The organism is Nocardia veterana NBRC 100344 (genome assembly GCF_000308855.1).
Taxonomy (GTDB): Bacteria; Actinomycetota; Actinomycetes; order Mycobacteriales; family Mycobacteriaceae; genus Nocardia; species Nocardia veterana.
The window spans coordinates 50,852-68,831 of record NZ_BAGM01000073.1; the positions used below are offsets into that span (position 1 = coordinate 50,852).

Sequence of the window (17,980 nt, forward strand, 5' to 3'; positions counted from 1 at the left end):
TCCGCCACGAGCTGAGGCAGGGCTCAGGTCAACGCCAGGACGCGGCACGGGCCACCGGTGCCGCCGATAGGCCGGGTGCCGCCGACCACGACGGTGGCCCCGGTCGGCGGCACGGCGTGCAGATTCGCGACCATCTCCACGCCGTAGCGGCCGGCCCCCAACACCGCGGTGTGTGCGCCGAAATCGTGCCCGGCCGCGCCGTCGAGACTGAGGGTGTCGACTCCGACCCCGACGATATCTCGTTGTGTGACAAGATATTCCGCCGCCTCCACGGAGAATCCGGGTGCATGCGGCGTGCCCTGGTGATCGAGATTGACGAAGGCCGCCGGATCGATCAGGCGACGCTCCCATCCGGAGTACATGGCGACGAACGCGCGTTGCGGGATACGGCCGTAGATCCGCTCGAACGCGTCGACATCGTCGACGGTCACCGTGGCATCGACATCGAAGGCGGCCTTCGCGCTGATATCCAGAACGACCAGCGGCGCCACCAGATCGGTCATCGACAGTTGGTCGACCGACGCACCGCCCGGCGTGCGGTGCAGGGGTGCGTCGAGATGGGTGCCGGTGTGTTCCCACAGCGTGATCGAGTTCTGATCGAATCCGCCCAGCGCGTGCCAGGCCACCGGGATCATCGCGAACTGCGGATTACCCGGCCAGACCGGCGTATTCGGACCGAGGGAGTGGGTGAGGTCGACCACCGAACCGCTGCGCGTCCCCGTCGCCGGCGCGGCGGCGGCCACCGCGAGCGCGGCCAGACCCGCGGCGCCCGACAGCGCGCGCCGCGACGGCCGCAGCGCGGAATCGCCGCTGTCGTGGGCGAATTGGACTATGCGAGGAGCACACACGTCGCGGCCGTCAGCTCTTGCGGGCGGGGGCGCCGACCCGTTGGTCGGACCGGCGGCCGATAGCCGGTTCGGATCGATCCACCTGTACGGCGCTGTCGGTCATGGCACCCGTCCTGTGCGCGGAAGTCGTTGCCCGCTCGATCCTAGGTGCCGCGCCGGGACTTCGCCGCACCGTTCGCCGGAACCGGTGCGGTCGTGCGGAGCGCCGCCGTCATCCGGCGACGAATCCGACCGCCCGATTCGCCAGATCCAGCAACGGTTGGGGTGCGACACCCAGCGCCAGCGTCACCGCACCGGAGATCGCGATAACCACCGTTGTCAGCGGAGCCGTCACCACCGTCGGCGGCTCGTCGGGCGGATCGGTGAAGAACATCTGCACGATGACGCGGATGTAGAAGAACACCGCGATCGCACTGGAGATCACGCCGACGATCACCAGATAGGCGGCGTGCCCGGCGGCGGCCGCGGAGAACACCGCGAACTTCCCGACGAATCCGCTGGTCAGCGGAATACCCGCGAAGGACAGCAGAAACAGTGCGAAAACCGTTGCCAGCCACGGTGATCGGCGCCCGAGACCCGCCCAGGCCGACAGGGCGGTCGCCTCGTCACCCACCCGATCCCGCACCAGAGTCACGACGGCGAAACCGCCGACCGTGCTCACCCCGTAGGCGGCCAGATAGAACAGCACCGACGACACACCGTCGGAATTCGCGGCCACCAACGCGGTCAGGATGAATCCGGCGTGAGCGATGGAGGAGTAGGCGAGCATCCGCTTCACATCGGTCTGGGTAACGGCGAGAACGGCGCCGAGCACCATCGTCGCCACCGCGACCGCACCGAGGATCGGCCGCCACTCAGCGCTGAGGCCCGGCACCGCGACCTGCAGAATCCGCAGCAGCGCGCCGACCGCGGCGATCTTGGTGGCTGCGGCCATGAAGGCGGTGACCGCTGTGGGAGCGCCCTGGTACACATCCGGCACCCAGGATTGGAACGGAACGGCGCCGATTTTGAACAGCATCCCGACCACGAGCATCGCGACACCGAGTACGGCAAGGGTTTTCGATCCGGAGTCGCGGGCGACCGCGTCCGCGATGCCGGAGAGCCGGACGGTGCCCGCATAGCCGTAGAGCAGGGCCATGCCGTAGAGGAAGAACGCCGAGGCGAAGGCGCCCAGCAGAAAGTACTTCAGTGCCGCTTCCTGTGACAGCAGGCGCCGGCGCCGCGCCAATCCGCACAGCAGATACAGCGGCAACGACAGCACCTCGAGGGCGACGAACATCGCCAGCAGATCGTTGGCGGCCGGAAACAACATCATCCCGCCGACGGCGAACAGCGCGAGCGGGAAAACCTCTGTCGTCGCGATACCGGCACGCGCGGCGGCGATTTCGTCGGAACTGCCGGGCACGGCCGCCGCCTGCGGGGTGAAGCCGTCGATGACGACCGCGCCGGAGGCCGCCGCGGCGGCGCGGCTCCAGGTTCCGGGACCCTCGCGACCGGTCCGGCTCAGGCGCGGTTCGATTCCGCGTTCGGCCATCAGGCCGATCGCCAGGATCGTGACCACGAGGATGGTGCCTTGCAGCATCAATGTCACGTTGTCGACGGCAACCGCGCCGACGGCGACGGTGGCGTGCGTGCCGGCCAGGGCGATCACCGCCGCCAGCGCCGCCACGGATCCGCCCAGTGCGAGGATCAGGTGCAGCGGATATCGCCACGATCGCGGTGCGAACGCCTCCACGAGCACACCGACGACAGCGACGCCGAAGACGATGAGCATCGGTGCGAGCGCGTGATATTCGATCGACGGAGCCGGAACCGTCGCCGCCAGAAGCTGATTCACCGGTGGTTACCTCCGCTCGGGTTCGTGGCGGCCGGTAGCGTCGCCGCATCCGGGGGCACGGTGGGGGCCGGGTCGTGTTTGCCGATCGTGGTCAAGGTGCCGGCCACCGCCGGATTGATCCGGTCCAGCACCGGTTTCGGATAGGCGCCCAGGAACAGCAGCGCCGCCAGCAACGGCACCACCACCAGCAGTTCTCGCGGCAACAGATCCGGCAGCCGCTCGTTACCCGGGCGTACCGGGCCGGTCATCATTCGCTGATAGAGCCACAGGACGTAGAGCGCGGCCAGGACCAGGGCGCCGGTGGCGAAGACCGCCGCGACCGGATACCGGGTGAATGTGCCCACCAGGACCAGGAATTCACTGACGAACGGGGCGAGCCCGGGCAGGGAGAGGGTGGCCAGACCCGCGATCAGGAACGTGCCCGCCAGCACCGGCGCCACCTTCTGCACCCCACCGAACTCGGCGATGACCCGGGTGCCGCGGCGCGAGACCAGGAATCCGGCGATGAGGAACAGCGCGGCCGTCGAGATGCCGTGGTTGACCATGTAGAGCGTGGCGCCGGCGCCGCCCTGATTCGTCATCGCGAAGATACCGAGAATGATGAAGCCGAAATGCGAGATCGAGGTGTAGGCGATCAGGCGCATCACATCGGTCTGGCCGATGGCCAGCAGCGCGCCGTAGAGGATGCCGATCACCGCCAGCACACTGATCAGCGGCGCATAGGTGGTGGATGCGGCCGGGAACAGCAGCAGGCAGTAGCGCAGCATTCCGAATGTCCCGACCTTGTCGACCACGGCCATCATCAGCACCGCGCTGGCCGGTGTCGCCGACACCGCGGCTCCGGGCAGCCAGGTGTGCAGCGGCCACAACGGCGCCTTCACCGCGAAGGCGAACATGAAGCCGAGGAACAGGGCATTGAGGACGGCCGGCCCGGCGCCCAGTTGCCCGAAGTTGGCGGCCGCGCTGACCGCCCGGAAGTCGAAGGTGCCGCCGGTGCCGCCGAGATGTTCGCGCGCGGTGAGCACGTACAGCCCGATCACCGCGGCGAGCATGATCAGTCCGCCGAACAGGTTGTACAGCAGGAATTTCACCGCCGCCCGCGAACGCTGCTGCCGCAGCGCCAGTTCCGCCGCCGCCGACTCGCCGCCGGTCGTGCGCGGACCGAATCCGCCGATCAGGAAGTACATCGGGATCAGCATGACCTCGAAGAACACGTAGAACAGCAGAATGTCGAGCGAGACGAACGAGATCAGCACCATAGATTCGACGATCAACGTCAGCGCCACGTAGATATGGGCGACCCGCCGTCCCGTTCCCGCCGCACGGTCGTCCTGCCAGCCGGCCAGGATGAGCAGCGGCACCAGCGCGGCGGTCAACAGCAGCAGAACCAGCGCGATGCCGTCGACACCGAGGGTGTAGCCGGCGCCGAAAGCCGGTATCCACCGGTGCGATTCGACGAGTTGATACTGCGGCCCGCCCGGATCGAAGCGCACGGCCACCACGATCGCGATCGCGAGGGTGGCCAGCGCCGCGATCAGGCCGGTCGCGCGGGCGGCAGTGCGCCGGCCGGGCGGAACCAGCAGCACGACCACGGCCCCGGCGAGGGGCAGCACCCACAGGGTGGTCAGCCAGGGATAGTCCGTCACAGCAACCTCACCGCCAGCAGGGCCGCGACCACCAGGGCCGCGCCGGTGAACATGGACAGGGCATACGAACGCACGAAACCGGTCTGCACCCGGCGGATCCGGGCCGAGAGCCCGCCGATCACGGCCGCGGTGGTATTGACGAGGCCGTCGATACCGCGGTTGTCGAGGAACACCAGCGATCTGGTCAGATAGGTGCCGGGCCGCATGAACACGGCCTCGTTGAACGCGTCGCCGTAGAGATCGCGGCGTGCTGCCGCGGTCAGCGGGGTCACCTCGGCGGGGGCGGTGCGCGGCACCGGCCGGACCGCGTACCGGCGGTAGGCGACGACGATGCCGACCGCCACCACCCCGAGTGCGGCCAAGGTGACCACCCAGGCGGGAACCGAGCCTTCACCGTGTTCGGTGCCGACGACCGGTGCGAGCCAGTTCTGCAGCGAGGAACCGAAGACGAAGACCCCGCCGGAGAACACCGATCCGAGCGCGAGCACGATCATCGGCGCGGTCATCGACATCGGCGCCTCGTGCGGATGCGGTTCGGGATCGTTTGCGGTCCAGCGTTTTTCACCGAAGAAGGTCAGCAGCATCACGCGGGTCATGTAGAACGCGGTGATCCCGGCGCCCAACAGCGCGGCCGCGCCCAGCGTGATCCCGGTTGCGCCGCCGTACCCGAAGGCGGCCTCGATGATCCGGTCCTTGGAGAAGAATCCGGCGAACGGCGGCACCCCGATGATCGCCAGATATCCCAGGCCGAAGGTGACGAACGTGATCGGCAGGTACCGGCGCAGCCCGCCGTAGCGGCGCATATCGGTCTCGTCGTTCATCGCGTGCATGACCGATCCGGCGCCGAGGAACAGCCCGGCCTTGAAGAAGCCGTGGGTGAGCAGGTGCATGATCGCCACCGCATAACCGGCCGGACCCAATCCGGCGGCCAGCACCATGTAGCCGATCTGGCTCATGGTCGAGGCCGCCAGCGCCTTCTTGATGTCGTCCTTCGCGCAACCGATCACGGCACCGAACAACAGCGTCACCGCGCCGACCACCAGCACACCCGCACGGGCGCCGGAGGCGGCGTCGAAAATCGCGCCGGAGCGCGCGATCAGATAGACGCCCGCGGTCACCATCGTGGCGGCGTGGATGAGGGCCGACACCGGAGTGGGGCCCTCCATCGCGTCCCCGAGCCACGACTGCAGCGGTACCTGCGCGGATTTGCCGCAGGCGCCGAGCAGCAACAGCAGCCCGAGCACGGTGAGCGTGCCCTCCCCGGTGTGCGGGACACCGGCGAAGACCCGGCCGAAATCGACCGAGCCGAACGTGGCGAACATGATGAACAGTGCGATCGCCAAACCCATATCGCCGACCCGGTTGACCACGAACGCCTTCTTGGCCGCGGCGGCCGCGGACGGTTTCCGGTACCAGAAACCGATCAGCAGGTACGACGCCAGGCCGACGCCTTCCCAGCCGAGATAGAGCACCAAATAGTTGTCGGCCATGACCAGCACCAGCATCGCGGCCAGGAACAGGTTGAGGTAGGCGAAGAAGCGCCGCCTGCCCCGATCGGTGTAGTCATCGTCCGTCCCGTCCCGGGGCGCCATGTAGCCGACCGAATAGAGGTGGATCAGCGCGCCCACGCCGGTGATGAGCAGGACGAAGCACATCGTCAATTGATCGAGCTGCAGGGCGAATTCGGCCTGCAGGCCGGCGACCGGCACCCAGCTGAAGAAATTGTGCGCGATCGGCCGGTCGGCCGTCGAACGCCCGAGCATCGCCACGAACGCCCAGCCCGCGACGCCGAACGAGGCGAAGGCGGTGGCACAGCCCAGCCAGTGCCCCCAGCGGTCGGTCGTTCGACCGGCCAGCAGCAGGATCAGCGCTCCGGCGGCGGGGAGGGCCGGCAGCAGCCAGAGCAGATTCCCGGTATCCACGTCAGTACTTCAGCAGGTTGGCGTCGTCGACCGAGGTCGAACGGCGGGTGCGGAAAATGGTCATGATGATCGCCAGCCCGACCACCACTTCGGCGGCGGCGACGACCATCGTGAAGAACGCGAACACCTGGCCGTCGAGATTGTGATGTTCGCGGGCGAAGGTGACGAAGGCGAGGTTCACGGCATTGAGCATCAGCTCGATGCACATGAACACCACGATCGCGTTGCGCCGCACCAGCACCCCGGCCGCGCCGATGGTGAACAGCAGGGCGGACAGATACAGGTAGTTGTCCGGATTCACCGCGGAGCCTTCCTCTCAACCGTGCGTGGAGTCGTTGTCGGCGCCGGCAGTCGCGCCGTCGGGCCGGGAATCGTTGTCGCCCTCACCGTTTCGCATCCCGATCACCGCCGCCTCGGTGTGGGCGCGGCGGCGACGGTGTCGCAGGACGGTGCTGACCGACAGCTCGGCGAACGAGCCGTCGGGAAGCCGAGCCGGCACGTCGACGGCGTTGTGGCGGGCGTACACCCCGGGGGTCGGAAGCGGGGTGACCCGATGGCCCTCGCGGACCCGGCGTTCGGATCGCTCCCGCTGTCCCGCGTGCGGGCCGAACCGCTCCCGGTGCGCGAGCACCATCGCACCGATGGTCGCGGTGATGAGCAGTGCACCGGTGAGTTCGAATGCCCAGACGTAGCGGACGAAGATCAGTTCAGCGAGTGCGGCGATCGGGTCCGCGCCGAATCCGGGCCCGGTGGCCGCCACCGAGTCATCGCGCATGCCGCGGGCGATCGCCGCGATCAGCAGCAGGCCGAAGCCGATTCCGACCACGGTCACGGCGATGCGGTGGCCGCGCAGCGTTTCGCGCAGCGATTCGGCCGAATCGACGCCGACCAGCATCAGGACGAACAGGAACAGCATCATGACCGCGCCGGTGTAGACCACGATCTGCACCACGCCGAGGAACAGCGCGTCCTGGGCGATGTAGAACACCGACAGGGTGATCATCGTCGCCGCCAGGCACAGGGCCGAGTGTACGGCCTTGCGGGCACACACCATGCCGAGCGCACCGGCCACGGCGATGACGGCGAGGATCCAGAACAGCACCGCCTCCCCGGTCGAGGTGCGTGTGGCCGCCGCGGCCTCGAGGATGGTCGCCGAGCTCATCGCGCACCTCCCGTCGCGGCCGCCGGTTCGCGGCCGGTGTCCTCCCGGCCGGCGGTGTCGGATCCGGCGGCGGTATCCGGCGTGCCGGGGCGATGGAGGCCGGTGTCGCGCTCGGTGCCCGGCGCCGCGGGGACAGCGCCCAGGTAATAGTCGGCCTCGGTGGCGCCCGGGTAGGCCGGATGCGGCGGGGCGAGCATGCCATCGGTGAGCGGAGCGAGCAGCCTGTCCTTCTCGTAGATGAGGTCGGCGCGGTTGTCGTCGGCGAGCTCGTACTCGTTCGTCATCGTCAGCGCGCGGGTCGGGCACGCTTCGATACACAGCCCGCAGCCGATGCAGCGCAAATAATTGATCTGGTAGACGCGGCCGTAGCGTTCGCCGGGGGAGTAGCGCTCACTGTCGGTGTTGTCGGCGCCCTCGACGTAGATCGCGTCGGCAGGGCAGGCCCAGGCGCACAGCTCACAGCCGATGCACTTCTCCAACCCGTCGGGATGCCGGTTGAGCTGATGGCGGCCGTGGTAGCGCGGGGCGGTGGGCACCTTCTGTTCCGGATAGAACTCGGTGTTCTTCTTCTTGAACATGGTGACGAACGTGACCCAGAATCCGGCGATCGGTTCCAGCAGACCGGGTTTCGACCCGGCCGGTGGCGCGGTGTCCGGCATCGGTGGGACCGGGAAACCCGAGAACTGTTGTGCCGCAGTCGGTTCCGGTGCAGACCGGTCGTCGCCGGCATGTCCGGCCCGCAGCATGACCGCCACCAGTCCGACCGAGATCACCACGCCGGCGACGACCAGCCCGGCGGTCTGCACATCGTGGCCGTCGTCCTGGATCACCTTCAGCGTCGCGACCACCATCACCCACAGCAGCGAGACCGGGATCAGCAGTTTCCAGCCGAGGTTCATGAACTGGTCGTAACGCAGCCGCGGCAGGGTGCCGCGCAACCAGATGAAGACGAACAGGAACGTCCAGATCTTGAGCGTGAACCACAGCAGCGGCCACCAGCCCGAATTGGCGCCGTCCCACAGATTGATCGGGAAGGGCGCATGCCAGCCGCCGAAGAACAGGGTGGTCGCCAGCGCCGAAACCGTACCCATGTTGATGTATTCGGCCATCATGAACATCGCGAATTTCAGCGACGAATACTCGGTGTGGAAGCCACCGACCAGTTCCCCCTCGGCCTCGGGGAGATCGAACGGGGCACGGTTGGTTTCACCGACCATCGCGACCGCGTAGATGAGGAACGAGGGCAGCAACAGCCACACATTCCAGGTGCCCCACTGCCGTTCGACGATGCCGGAGGTCGACATGGTGCCCGCCAGCAGGAAGACCGCCGCGAAACAGGCCGCCATCGCGATTTCGTAGGAGATCACCTGTGCGGTGGAGCGGAGGCCGCCCAGCAGCGGGTAGGTCGATCCCGACGACCATCCCGCGAGCACGATGCCGTACACGCCGATCGAGGCCATCGCGAGGATGTAGAGGACGCCGACCGGCATATCGGTCAGTTGCAGCGGGGTGCGGGTGCCGAAGATCGACACCTCGGGCCCGAGCGGGATCACCGCGAACGCCATCACCGCGGGGATGAGCGAAATCACCGGCGCCAGAATGTAGATCGGCTTGTCGACCATCGCCGGGACGATGTCCTCCTTGAGGAGCATCTTCACGCCGTCGGCGATGGACTGCAGCGATCCGCGCGGCCCGACCCGGTTGGGGCCGACCCGCATCTGCATCCAGGCCACCACCTTGCGTTCGATGATCACCGCCAGCAGCGGGATGAGCAGCAGGAAGACGAAGACCCCGATGGATTTCACGATCACCAGCCACCACGGGTCGTGCCCGAAGGCGGACAGATCGGCCGCGGCGTACGGCGACAGCTCACTCATGGTGGTCCTCCCGTTGGATGCGCACGCGGTGGCCGAGGGCGGTGCTGAGTTGTTCGTTGACCGCCGCACCCGGCGAATTCCAGGGCAGCCACGCGACGCGCTCGGGCATATCGGTGATCTCGAGGGGCAGCACGACCCGTCCGTGCCCGGTGCTGATGCGCACGAGATCGCCGGTGGCGGCGCCGATCTCGGCCGCGGTGGCGGCGGCGAGGCGCACCACCGGCGGCCGGGCCGTACCGGCCAGGTTCGGCTCGCCGTCCTGCATCCGGCCGTTGTCGAGCAACATCCGCCAACCGGCGAGGATCGCGGTTCCGGTCTCGGTGTCCGGCAGGACCGGCGCCGGGGCGGTGGGCGGCTGCGGGCGCGGCCCGTCCCAGGTGCCGAGCGTCCGCAGTTCCGCGCGGGCCGATTCGACGGTGGGCAGGTTCAGCCGAACACCCATCTCGTCGGCCAGTGAATGCAGGACCCGGTGGTCGGCCAGCGGCGCGGCCTGTCGCCGCACGGTGGCGTCGGCGAGCGCCGCGTCGAAGGGCCGGGCCCGTCCCTCCCAGGTGCGGTACGTGCCCGCCTTCTCCATGGCGGAGGCGACCGGGAAGACCACATCGGCGCGTTCGGTGATCGCGCTGTGCCGCAGTTCCAGGCTCACCACGAATCCGGCGGCCTCCACCGCGGCCACCGCACCCCGGGGATCGGGCAGATCGGCGATCTCGACGCCACCGATCAGCAGCGCGCCGAGGTGCCGGCGCGCGTCGAGAATGGCACCGGTGTCGCGGCCGGGCGTGGCGGGCAGTTCCCCGGCCTGCCAGAGCTGTTCCACTTGTTTTCGCGCCCGGGCGTTGGTGACCGGTCGGCCGCCGGGAAGCAGATTCGGCATGGCTCCGGCCTCGATCGCCCCTCGTTCGCCGGCGCGGCGCGGCACCCAGGCGGTGGCGGCGCCGGTGTTGTCGGCCAGCGCGCACACCGCCGACAGCGCGCCCGGCAGGGCGGCGAGCCGTTCCCCGGCGAGCACCACCGCACCCGGGCGGCGCAGGGCGCGGGCGAGTTCGTCGAGCCCGGGTGGCTCGGGCGGACATTCGTATCCCGCGCCGGATACCGCCAGCGCGCGGAGCAATCGCGCCTCGTCGCCGGGCACGGTGGGGATGAGCCGTCCCGACATCCGGCGCAGTCCCCGCGACGCATAGGCGGCCAGGGAGTAGATCACGGTCCCGGATTTCCGGGCGGCTTTGCGCAGTCGCAACGACAGGATCGGGCATTCGTCCTCGGGATCGAGGCCGGCGAGCAGCACCACGGGCGCGGATTCGACCGCGGCGTAGTCCACTCCGATGCCGCGGCCGGCGACGGCGGCCGCCAGGAAGTCCGCCTCCTCGACCGAGTGGGCGCGCGCACGGAAGTCGATATCGTTGGTGGCCAACGCGATTCGTGCGAATTTGGCGTACGCGTAGGCGTCCTCTTCGGTGGCTCGCCCACCGACCAGGACACCGGCGTTGCCCCGTGCCGCGGTCAGACCGGCCGCTGCGCGAGCCAGCGCCTCGGGCCACGATGCCGGGACCAGCTCCCCGTTCTCGCGCACCAGCGGGGTGGTCAGGCGGTCCGGCTCGGTGGCGTAGGTGAACGCCCAGCGTCCCTTGTCGCAGTTCCATTCCTCGTTCACCTGCGGATCGTCACCGGCCAAACGGCGCAGTACTTTTCCGCGGCGATGGTCCGTGCGCTGGGCGCAACCGGCGGCGCAGTGTTCGCACACGGCCGGACTCGACACCAGATCGAAGGGCCGGGCCCGGAAGCGGTAGCTGGTTCCGGTGAGCGCGCCCACCGGGCAGATCTGCACCGTGTTGCCGGAGAAGTAGGAATCCAGCGGCTCACCCTCGGCGATACCGACCTGCTGCAGCGCGCCGCGGTCCATCAACTCGATGAACGGATCACCGGCGATCTGCTGGGAGAATCGGGTGCAGCGGGCGCACAGCACGCACCGTTCCCGATCCAGCAGCACCGCCGAGGACAGCGGAATCGGTTTGGGGTAGGTGCGTTTCACGCCCTCGAACCGAGACTCGGGGCGGCCACTGGACATCGCCTGGTTCTGCAGCGGGCATTCACCGCCTTTGTCACAGACCGGGCAATCCAGCGGATGGTTGATCAGCAGCAGCTCCATCACCCCGGCCTGGGCCCGCTGCGCCGCCGGCGAACTGATCTGAGTGTGGGCGACCATGCCGTCGGTGACCGCCATCGTGCAGGATGCGACGGGTTTGCGCTGTCCTTCCACTTCGACCAGGCACTGCCGGCAGGCCCCGACCGGGTCGAGCAGCGGATGGTCGCAGAATCGGGGGATCTGGATGCCGGCCAGCTCCGCGGCCCGGATCAGTAGCGTCCCGGGCGGCACCGCGACGGTGGCGCCGTCGATGGTCACGGTCACCAGGTCCTGGGGAACGACGCCACTGCTGTCGTGGCTGACTGTCGCGGTCATCGCACTCCTTCGGCAGGCGTCGCGTCCGCGGCCGCCGGCGCGGCCCAGGCGGTGGAGCGAGCGGGATCGAACGGGCATCGGCCCAGCCGGATGTGGTCTTCGTATTCGTCGCGGAAGTGCCGGAGCGAGGAGACGATCGGGCTCGCCGCGCCGTCGCCGAGGGCGCAGAACGATTTCCCGTTGATGTTGTCGGCGATATCGAGCAGCGTGCCGAGGTCGGCTTCGGTACCGCCCCCGGATTCGAGTCGCTGCAGCAACTGCACCAGCCAGTAGGTGCCCTCCCGGCAGGGCGTGCATTTCCCGCACGATTCGTGGGCGTAGAACTCGGTCCAGCGCAGGACCGCGCGCACGACGCACGTGGTGTCGTCGAAGATCTGTAAGGCCTTGGTGCCCAACATGGATCCGGCGGCGGCGACGTTCTCGTAGTCCAGCGGCACATCGAGGTGCTCGGCGGTGAACAGGGGCGTGGAGGAGCCGCCGGGCGTCCAGAATTTGAGCGTGTGGCCGGCTCGTACGCCGCCGGCGTGACCGAGCAGTTCGCGCAGTGTCACACCGAGCGGCGCCTCGTACTGTCCGGGCCGGGTGACATGTCCCGACAGCGAGTACAGGGTGAAGCCCGGCGACTTCTCCGAACCCATCGACCGGAACCATTCGACGCCGTTGTGCAGGATGGCCGGAACGGAGGCGATCGACTCCACGTTGTTGACCACGGTCGGGCATGCGTACAGACCGGCCACGGCGGGGAAGGGCGGGCGGAGCCGGGGTTGGCCGCGTCGGCCTTCGAGCGAATCCAGCAGCGCGGTTTCCTCGCCGCAGATGTAGGCGCCCGCCCCCGCGTGCACGATCAGTTCGAGATCGAATCCGGAACTCAGGATGTCGCGGCCCAGATAGCCTGCGGCATAGGCTTCTTCGACCGCTGTCTGCAACCGCCGCAGCACCGGCACCACCTCGCCGCGCAGATAGATGAAGGCGTGCGCCGCGCGGATGGCGTAGGCGGCGATGATCGCGCCCTCGATCAGCGCGTGCGGTGTCGCCATCATCAGCGGGATGTCCTTGCAGGTGCCGGGTTCGGATTCGTCGGCGTTGACCACCAGGTAGTGCGGTTTGCCGGCGGCCGGTGATCCGGCCGGATCCTGCGGGATGAAGCCCCACTTCATGCCGGTGGGGAATCCGGCTCCGCCGCGACCGCGCAGCCCCGCATCCTTGACCGTCGCGATGACCTCGTCCGGATGCATCCCCAATGCGTGTGACAGGGCCCGGTAACCGTCGTGCGCCCGGTAGCTGTCGAGCGTCCACGATCGGGGCTGATCCCAGTAGCGGGTGAGTACGGGCGTCAGCGTCATCACCGATCCCCCTGCTCGCTGCTCGAATCCTGCTGAGCGGTAACACTTTCGGCCTGCTCACCGGTCGCCCGCAGGCCCGCCAGGGTGGGTTCGCCGGGACGGCCGTCGTTCGCCTCCGGCCGCCGGTCCGGGAATCCGGCGAGGATGCGGGCGGTTTCGCGGAAGGTACACAGCGGCGCCCCGCTGCGGGTCCCGGTGACCTCGAGGCCGGCACGCAGTGCGTCGGCGAGCCGGCGGGCCGATTCGGGCGTCTGGTTGTCGAAGAACTCCCAGTTCACCATGACGACCGGCGCGTAATCGCAGGCCGCGTTGCACTCGAGGTGGTCCAGGGTGATCGTCCCGTCCGGTGTGGTTTCGCCGGCGGCGATTTCCAGGTGACGGGCGAGGGCGGCGAGGATTTCGTCCCCGCCCATCACGGCGCAGAGCGTGTTCGTGCAGACCCCGACGTGATAGTCGCCGGTCGGGGTGCGCCGGTACATCGAGTAGAAGGTGGCGACCGCGGTCACCTCGGCGTCGGTGAGCCCGAGTTGTTCTGCGCAGAACGCGATTCCGGTACCGGTGACGTACCCTTCGACGCTTTGCACCAGATGCAGCAGCGGCAGCAGTGCCGACCGCGGCTGCGGATAGCGATCGATGATCAGGCGGGCTTCTTCGCGCAGGCTCTGCTGCACCTGCGGCGGGTAGGGAACCGGTCGTTTCGACAGTTGCAGCAGGATCGGATCCCGCTCGGCCGCGGCCGGTATCGGTTCGGCTGTCATCGGTCCACACCACCCATCACCGGGTCGATGCTGGCCACCGACGCGATGACGTCGGCGACCATGCCGCCCTCGCACATCGCGGCCACGGCCTGCAGATTCGTGAACGAGGGATCGCGGAAGTGCACCCGGTGGGGCCGGGTTCCGCCGGCGGACACCAGATGGACGCCCAGTTCGCCCCGCGGCGACTCCACCGACACGTACACCTGCCCGGGAGGCACCCGCATCCCTTCGGTGACGAGTTTGAAGTGATGGATCAGCGCTTCCATCGAGGTGCCCATGATGTGGCCGATGTGCTCGGCCGAATTGCCGAGGCCGTCGGGCCCGAGTTTCAGATCCGCGGGCCAGGCGATCTTCTTGTCCGCCACCATGATCGGGCCCGGCCGCAATCGGTCCAGGCACTGTTCGACGATCTTCAGCGACTCCTTCATCTCCTTGATCCGGATCAGGTAGCGGCCGTAGCAGTCGCAGCCGGTGTCGGTCATCACGTCGAATTCGTAGGTCTCGTAACCGCAGTAGGGTTGCGATTTGCGCAGGTCGTGCGGCAGGCCGGTGGAACGCAGCACCGGGCCGGTCACACCCAGCGCCATACACCCGGCCAGATCGAGATAACCGATGCCCCGGGTGCGGGCCTTGAAGATGGGATTCTCGTTCAGCAGCAGTTCCATATCGCGCAGGCGTTTCGGCATGAGCGCCAGCAGATCCCGGATCTTGCCGACCGCGTCGTCCGGCAGGTCCTGCGCCAGCCCGCCCGGGCGGATGTAGGCGTGGTTCATCCGCAGACCGGTGATGTTTTCGAAGATGTCGAGGATCAATTCACGTTCGCGGAAACCGAACAGCATCGGGGTCAGCGCCCCCAGCTCCATACCGCCCGTGGCCAGCGCCACCAGATGGGAGGAGATGCGGTTCAGCTCCATCAGCATGACCCGGATGATGTTGACCCGCTCGGGGATCTCGTCCGTGATTCCCAGCAGCTTCTCCACCGCCAGGCAATAGGCGGTTTCGTTGAACAGCGGCGACAGGTAGTCCATCCGGGTGACGAACGTGACGCCCTGCACCCAGGTGCGGAATTCGAGGTTCTTCTCGATTCCGGTGTGCAGGTAGCCGATTCCGCAGCGCGCCTCGGTGACGGTTTCGCCCTCGATCTCGAGGATCAGCCGGAGCACGCCGTGGGTCGACGGGTGCTGCGGGCCCATGTTGACGACGATGCGTTCCTCGGCGGCGCCGTCGAGCGCGTCGCGCACATCGTCCCAATCCTGGCCGACGACGGTCACCGCGGGGGTTTCGGCGCCGGGGTCGGAGGCGGCGTGGGTGGTGTCGGTGTGGTTCATCAGCTGTAGGCCCTCCGCTGGTCCGGCGGCGGTATGCGCGCGCCCTTGTACTCCACCGGGATCCCGCCGAGCGGGTAGTCCTTGCGTTGCGGATGTCCGCGCCAGTCGTCGGGCATCATGATCCGGGTCAACGACGGGTGCCCGTCGAAGACGATGCCGAAGAAGTCGTAGGTCTCGCGTTCGTGCCAATCGGTGGTCGGATACACCGAGAACAGTGAGGGCAGATGCGGGTCCGCGTCGGGCACCGACACCTCGACTCGCACGCGCCGATTGTGGGTGATCGACAGCAGGTGGTAGCAGGCGTGCAGTTCCCGGCCGGTGTCGTCGGGATAGTGCACGCCGTCGACGCCCAGACAGAGTTCGAAGCGCAGGGCCGGATCGTCGCGCAGCGCCCGGGCCGTCTCCAGCACCCGCTCGCGGCGCACGTGCAGGGTCAATTCCCCGGCGAAGACCACGATCTTCTCGATCGCGGCACCGAAGACCTTCTCGCCCAGTGCCTTTCGCAGCGCGAGGACCAGGTCGTCGAAATAGGATCCGTACGGCGGCGGCGTACTCCCGGGCAGGCTGACCGTGCGGACCAGACGTCCGTATCCGGAGGTGTCGCCGGTGCCGGTCACGCCGAACATGCCGCGGCGTACGCCGATGATCTCGTCGTCCGCGGCGGTCGGGGACGGCGCGCGCGCCTCGGGCTCGACCGCCGGGTCGGCCGAGGGGGCGCCACCGGTCGAACGGGATTCGGCGTCGGCGCCGTTACCGGGGGGATCGCCGGCGCTGCGTGGTGAGTCCAGAGTCATCGCAGCAGCCCCTTCAGCTGGATGGTGGGGGTGGACGCGAGCGCTGCCTCCTCGGCCGCCCGGATCGCTTCGGCCCGGTCGACGCCGAGCGGCATCTGCTGAATCTTCTCGTGCAGCTTCAAAATCGCGTGCAGCAGCATCTCCGGCCGCGGCGGACAGCCGGGAAGGTAGATGTCCACGGGCACAACGTGATCCACGCCCTGCACGATCGCGTAGTTGTTGAACATACCGCCGGAAGATGCGCAGACTCCCATCGCGAGCACCCATTTCGGCTCGGTCATCTGGTCGTAGACCTGACGCAGCACCGGCGCCATCTTCTGGCTCACCCGGCCGGCCACGATCATCAGGTCCGCCTGGCGCGGGGAGGCGCGGAAGACCTCCATCCCGAAGCGGGCACTGTCGAAGCGCCCGGCTCCGGTGGCCATCATCTCGATCGCGCAGCAGGCCAGCCCGAACGTCGCGGGCCACAGCGAGCCCTTACGCAGATAGCCGGCGAACTGTTCGACCGTGCTCAGCAGGAATCCACTGGGCAATTTCTCCTCGAGCCCCATCTCGGATCAACTCTCACTTCCGGGTGCGAATGCTCGGTCCCGGCAGGTGCCGGGACGACGGGTTTGATTTGCGGTGGGCGACCGGCGAGCGGATCTGCTCGCGCGCCTTCAGTCCCAGCTCAGTCCGCCGCGCCTCCACTCGTAGGCGTAGGCCACCGAGACGTTGAAGATGAACAGCGCCATGGCCGCGAGCCCGAAGACGCCGAGGGCATCGAAATGCACCGCCCACGGATACAGGAACACGATCTCGATATCGAAGATGATGAACAGCATCGCGGTGAGGTAGTACTTCACCGGAAAGCGCTGTCCGGCTGCGTTTCCGGGGCCGCCGGCGATGGCGTGCGGCGTGGGCTCGATACCACATTCGTAGGCTTCGAGTTTGGCGCGGTTGTAGCGTTTGGGCCCGATCACGGCCGCCAGCAACAACGACACCAGTGCGAACGCGGCCGCGACCGCACCGAGTACAAGAGTCGGCACCTGGGTATTCACAACGGCACAACCCCTCTCCCTCGCCGGCACCTGCCGAGGCGGGGCTGACATCGTCGTCTGCCGGGCCAGTCTCACCCCGAGCGCAGCTCTACTCCGAGCGCGGGGAGACAGGCCGACAGGCAGGGCGACCGGTGATATCAGCACCTACGCTCGTGTGAGCTACAGCACAGCCTACAACCGCTCTTTCTGAATACTCGGCGTTCGGTACCGGTGTTTGATCGAATTCAGAACTGTCATTTATGACCGAAACGACGAAATCGGTGCCCCGCGCCCGGGCGTGCCACCAGGCCGGATGCGCACGACGACAGAGCCGGCCGACGAGGGTCGACCGGCCTCGGGGGCCGGGGTCAGGCGGCGGAACGCGTGCCCAGAGCTGCGGTGACGGCGGCGGTGAGCTCGAACGGGTCGATCGGATGTGCGACTGCGGCTTCGGCGCGTGACCACGCGGCCAGCCACCCGTCGTCGGCGCGTCCGGTCAGTACGACGATGGGCGGGCAGTCGGCGATTTCGTCCTTGAGCTGTTTGGCCAGGCCCATCCCGCCGGTGGGCGTCGCCTCACCGTCGAGGATGGCCAGGTCGACGCCACCGGCGTCGAGCTGCTCGATCACGACCGGCGCGGTCGCCGTCTCCCGGTAGTCGAATGCGGGTAGATCGGGGCCGGGATGTTTGCCCAGGGCCAGCATCACCTGGTGACGGGTATCGGCATCGCTGCTGTAGACGAGTACCCGCAGCGTCGCGGGGCGGTTCGCATCGGCCACATACGGATGCTACGTCCGATCTCTGCGCCGTGGTGGCAGCTCGGTTCGGTTCGTTCCCCGCGCCTGGCGTGGCGCGCCACCGGCCGGCTGCACCGCGAGGTTGACCGTACCGATCGGAATCGTTGCTGGTCATCGGCGCGAAAACGCGAGATCCTGGTAGTCGTGACAGTCCGGTGGCGGACTGTGGCGGCAGGGCGAAACGACGACAG

Annotated in this window: 15 protein-coding genes and 1 pseudogene; all 16 read right to left on the minus strand. The window is 68.2% G+C overall.

The window, feature by feature from the left end; translation table 11 throughout:
• Positions 1-23: 23 nt before the first annotated feature.
• On the minus strand, positions 24-848 hold the full coding sequence (locus ON37_RS12550; RefSeq protein ID WP_040719260.1) for a cyclase family protein: 825 nt from the start codon (positions 846-848) through the stop codon (positions 24-26).
• A 211-nt stretch (positions 849-1,059) separates the two neighbouring features.
• Positions 1,060-2,685 (minus strand): NADH-quinone oxidoreductase subunit NuoN, encoded by a 1,626-nt coding sequence (nuoN, locus tag ON37_RS12555; RefSeq protein WP_040719261.1) that lies wholly within the window; start codon positions 2,683-2,685, stop codon positions 1,060-1,062.
• Positions 2,682-4,331 carry an NADH-quinone oxidoreductase subunit M gene (locus tag ON37_RS12560; RefSeq protein WP_040719262.1) on the minus strand — a complete coding sequence of 550 codons (1,650 nt, stop codon included), beginning with the start codon at positions 4,329-4,331 and terminating at the stop codon, positions 2,682-2,684. Before ON37_RS12560 ends, nuoN begins: the two co-directional genes overlap by 4 nt.
• Positions 4,328-6,253 (minus strand): NADH-quinone oxidoreductase subunit L, encoded by a 1,926-nt coding sequence (gene nuoL / locus ON37_RS12565; protein ID WP_040719263.1) that lies wholly within the window; start codon positions 6,251-6,253, stop codon positions 4,328-4,330. The genes ON37_RS12560 and nuoL overlap by 4 nt, the downstream gene beginning before the upstream one ends.
• A 1-nt stretch (position 6,254) precedes the next feature.
• Entirely contained in the window at positions 6,255-6,554 is a 300-nt protein-coding gene (gene nuoK / locus ON37_RS12570) for an NADH-quinone oxidoreductase subunit NuoK (RefSeq protein WP_040719265.1), read from the minus strand.
• Between the two features lie 15 nt (positions 6,555-6,569).
• Positions 6,570-7,415 (minus strand): NADH-quinone oxidoreductase subunit J, encoded by an 846-nt coding sequence (locus tag ON37_RS12575; RefSeq protein ID WP_040719266.1) that lies wholly within the window; start codon positions 7,413-7,415, stop codon positions 6,570-6,572.
• Positions 7,412-8,074 (minus strand): NADH-quinone oxidoreductase subunit NuoI, encoded by a 663-nt coding sequence (nuoI, locus tag ON37_RS34130; protein ID WP_245553184.1) that lies wholly within the window; start codon positions 8,072-8,074, stop codon positions 7,412-7,414. The genes ON37_RS12575 and nuoI overlap by 4 nt, the downstream gene beginning before the upstream one ends.
• Positions 8,057-9,292, minus strand: a pseudogene (gene nuoH, locus ON37_RS31745) (NADH-quinone oxidoreductase subunit NuoH); the annotation flags it as partial. The gene nuoI and the pseudogene nuoH, both read right to left, overlap by 18 nt.
• On the minus strand, positions 9,285-11,750 hold the full coding sequence (locus ON37_RS12585; protein ID WP_083892951.1) for an NADH-quinone oxidoreductase subunit G: 2,466 nt from the start codon (positions 11,748-11,750) through the stop codon (positions 9,285-9,287). The gene ON37_RS12585 and the pseudogene nuoH, both read right to left, overlap by 8 nt.
• Complete coding sequence (gene nuoF / locus ON37_RS12590; RefSeq protein WP_040719268.1) at positions 11,747-13,093, minus strand: NADH-quinone oxidoreductase subunit NuoF; 1,347 nt, start codon at positions 13,091-13,093, stop codon at positions 11,747-11,749. The genes ON37_RS12585 and nuoF overlap by 4 nt, the downstream gene beginning before the upstream one ends.
• On the minus strand, positions 13,093-13,851 hold the full coding sequence (nuoE, locus tag ON37_RS12595; protein ID WP_040719269.1) for an NADH-quinone oxidoreductase subunit NuoE: 759 nt from the start codon (positions 13,849-13,851) through the stop codon (positions 13,093-13,095). The genes nuoF and nuoE overlap by 1 nt, the downstream gene beginning before the upstream one ends.
• A complete protein-coding gene (gene nuoD / locus ON37_RS12600; protein ID WP_051031519.1) occupies positions 13,848-15,179 on the minus strand; it encodes an NADH dehydrogenase (quinone) subunit D in 1,332 nt (443 codons plus the stop codon). The genes nuoE and nuoD overlap by 4 nt, the downstream gene beginning before the upstream one ends.
• Positions 15,179-15,805, minus strand: coding sequence for an NADH-quinone oxidoreductase subunit C (locus ON37_RS12605; RefSeq protein WP_245553185.1), 627 nt, complete (start codon positions 15,803-15,805; stop codon positions 15,179-15,181). The genes nuoD and ON37_RS12605 overlap by 1 nt, the downstream gene beginning before the upstream one ends.
• Before the next feature lie 164 nt (positions 15,806-15,969).
• Complete coding sequence (locus tag ON37_RS12610; RefSeq protein ID WP_040719272.1) at positions 15,970-16,524, minus strand: NuoB/complex I 20 kDa subunit family protein; 555 nt, start codon at positions 16,522-16,524, stop codon at positions 15,970-15,972.
• A 108-nt stretch (positions 16,525-16,632) separates the two neighbouring features.
• Positions 16,633-17,013, minus strand: coding sequence for an NADH-quinone oxidoreductase subunit A (locus ON37_RS12615; RefSeq protein ID WP_040719274.1), 381 nt, complete (start codon positions 17,011-17,013; stop codon positions 16,633-16,635).
• Positions 17,014-17,360: 347 nt separating this feature from the next.
• Complete coding sequence (locus ON37_RS12620; protein WP_040719276.1) at positions 17,361-17,771, minus strand: Rv3143 family two-component system response regulator; 411 nt, start codon at positions 17,769-17,771, stop codon at positions 17,361-17,363.
• Positions 17,772-17,980: the final 209 nt, after the last annotated feature.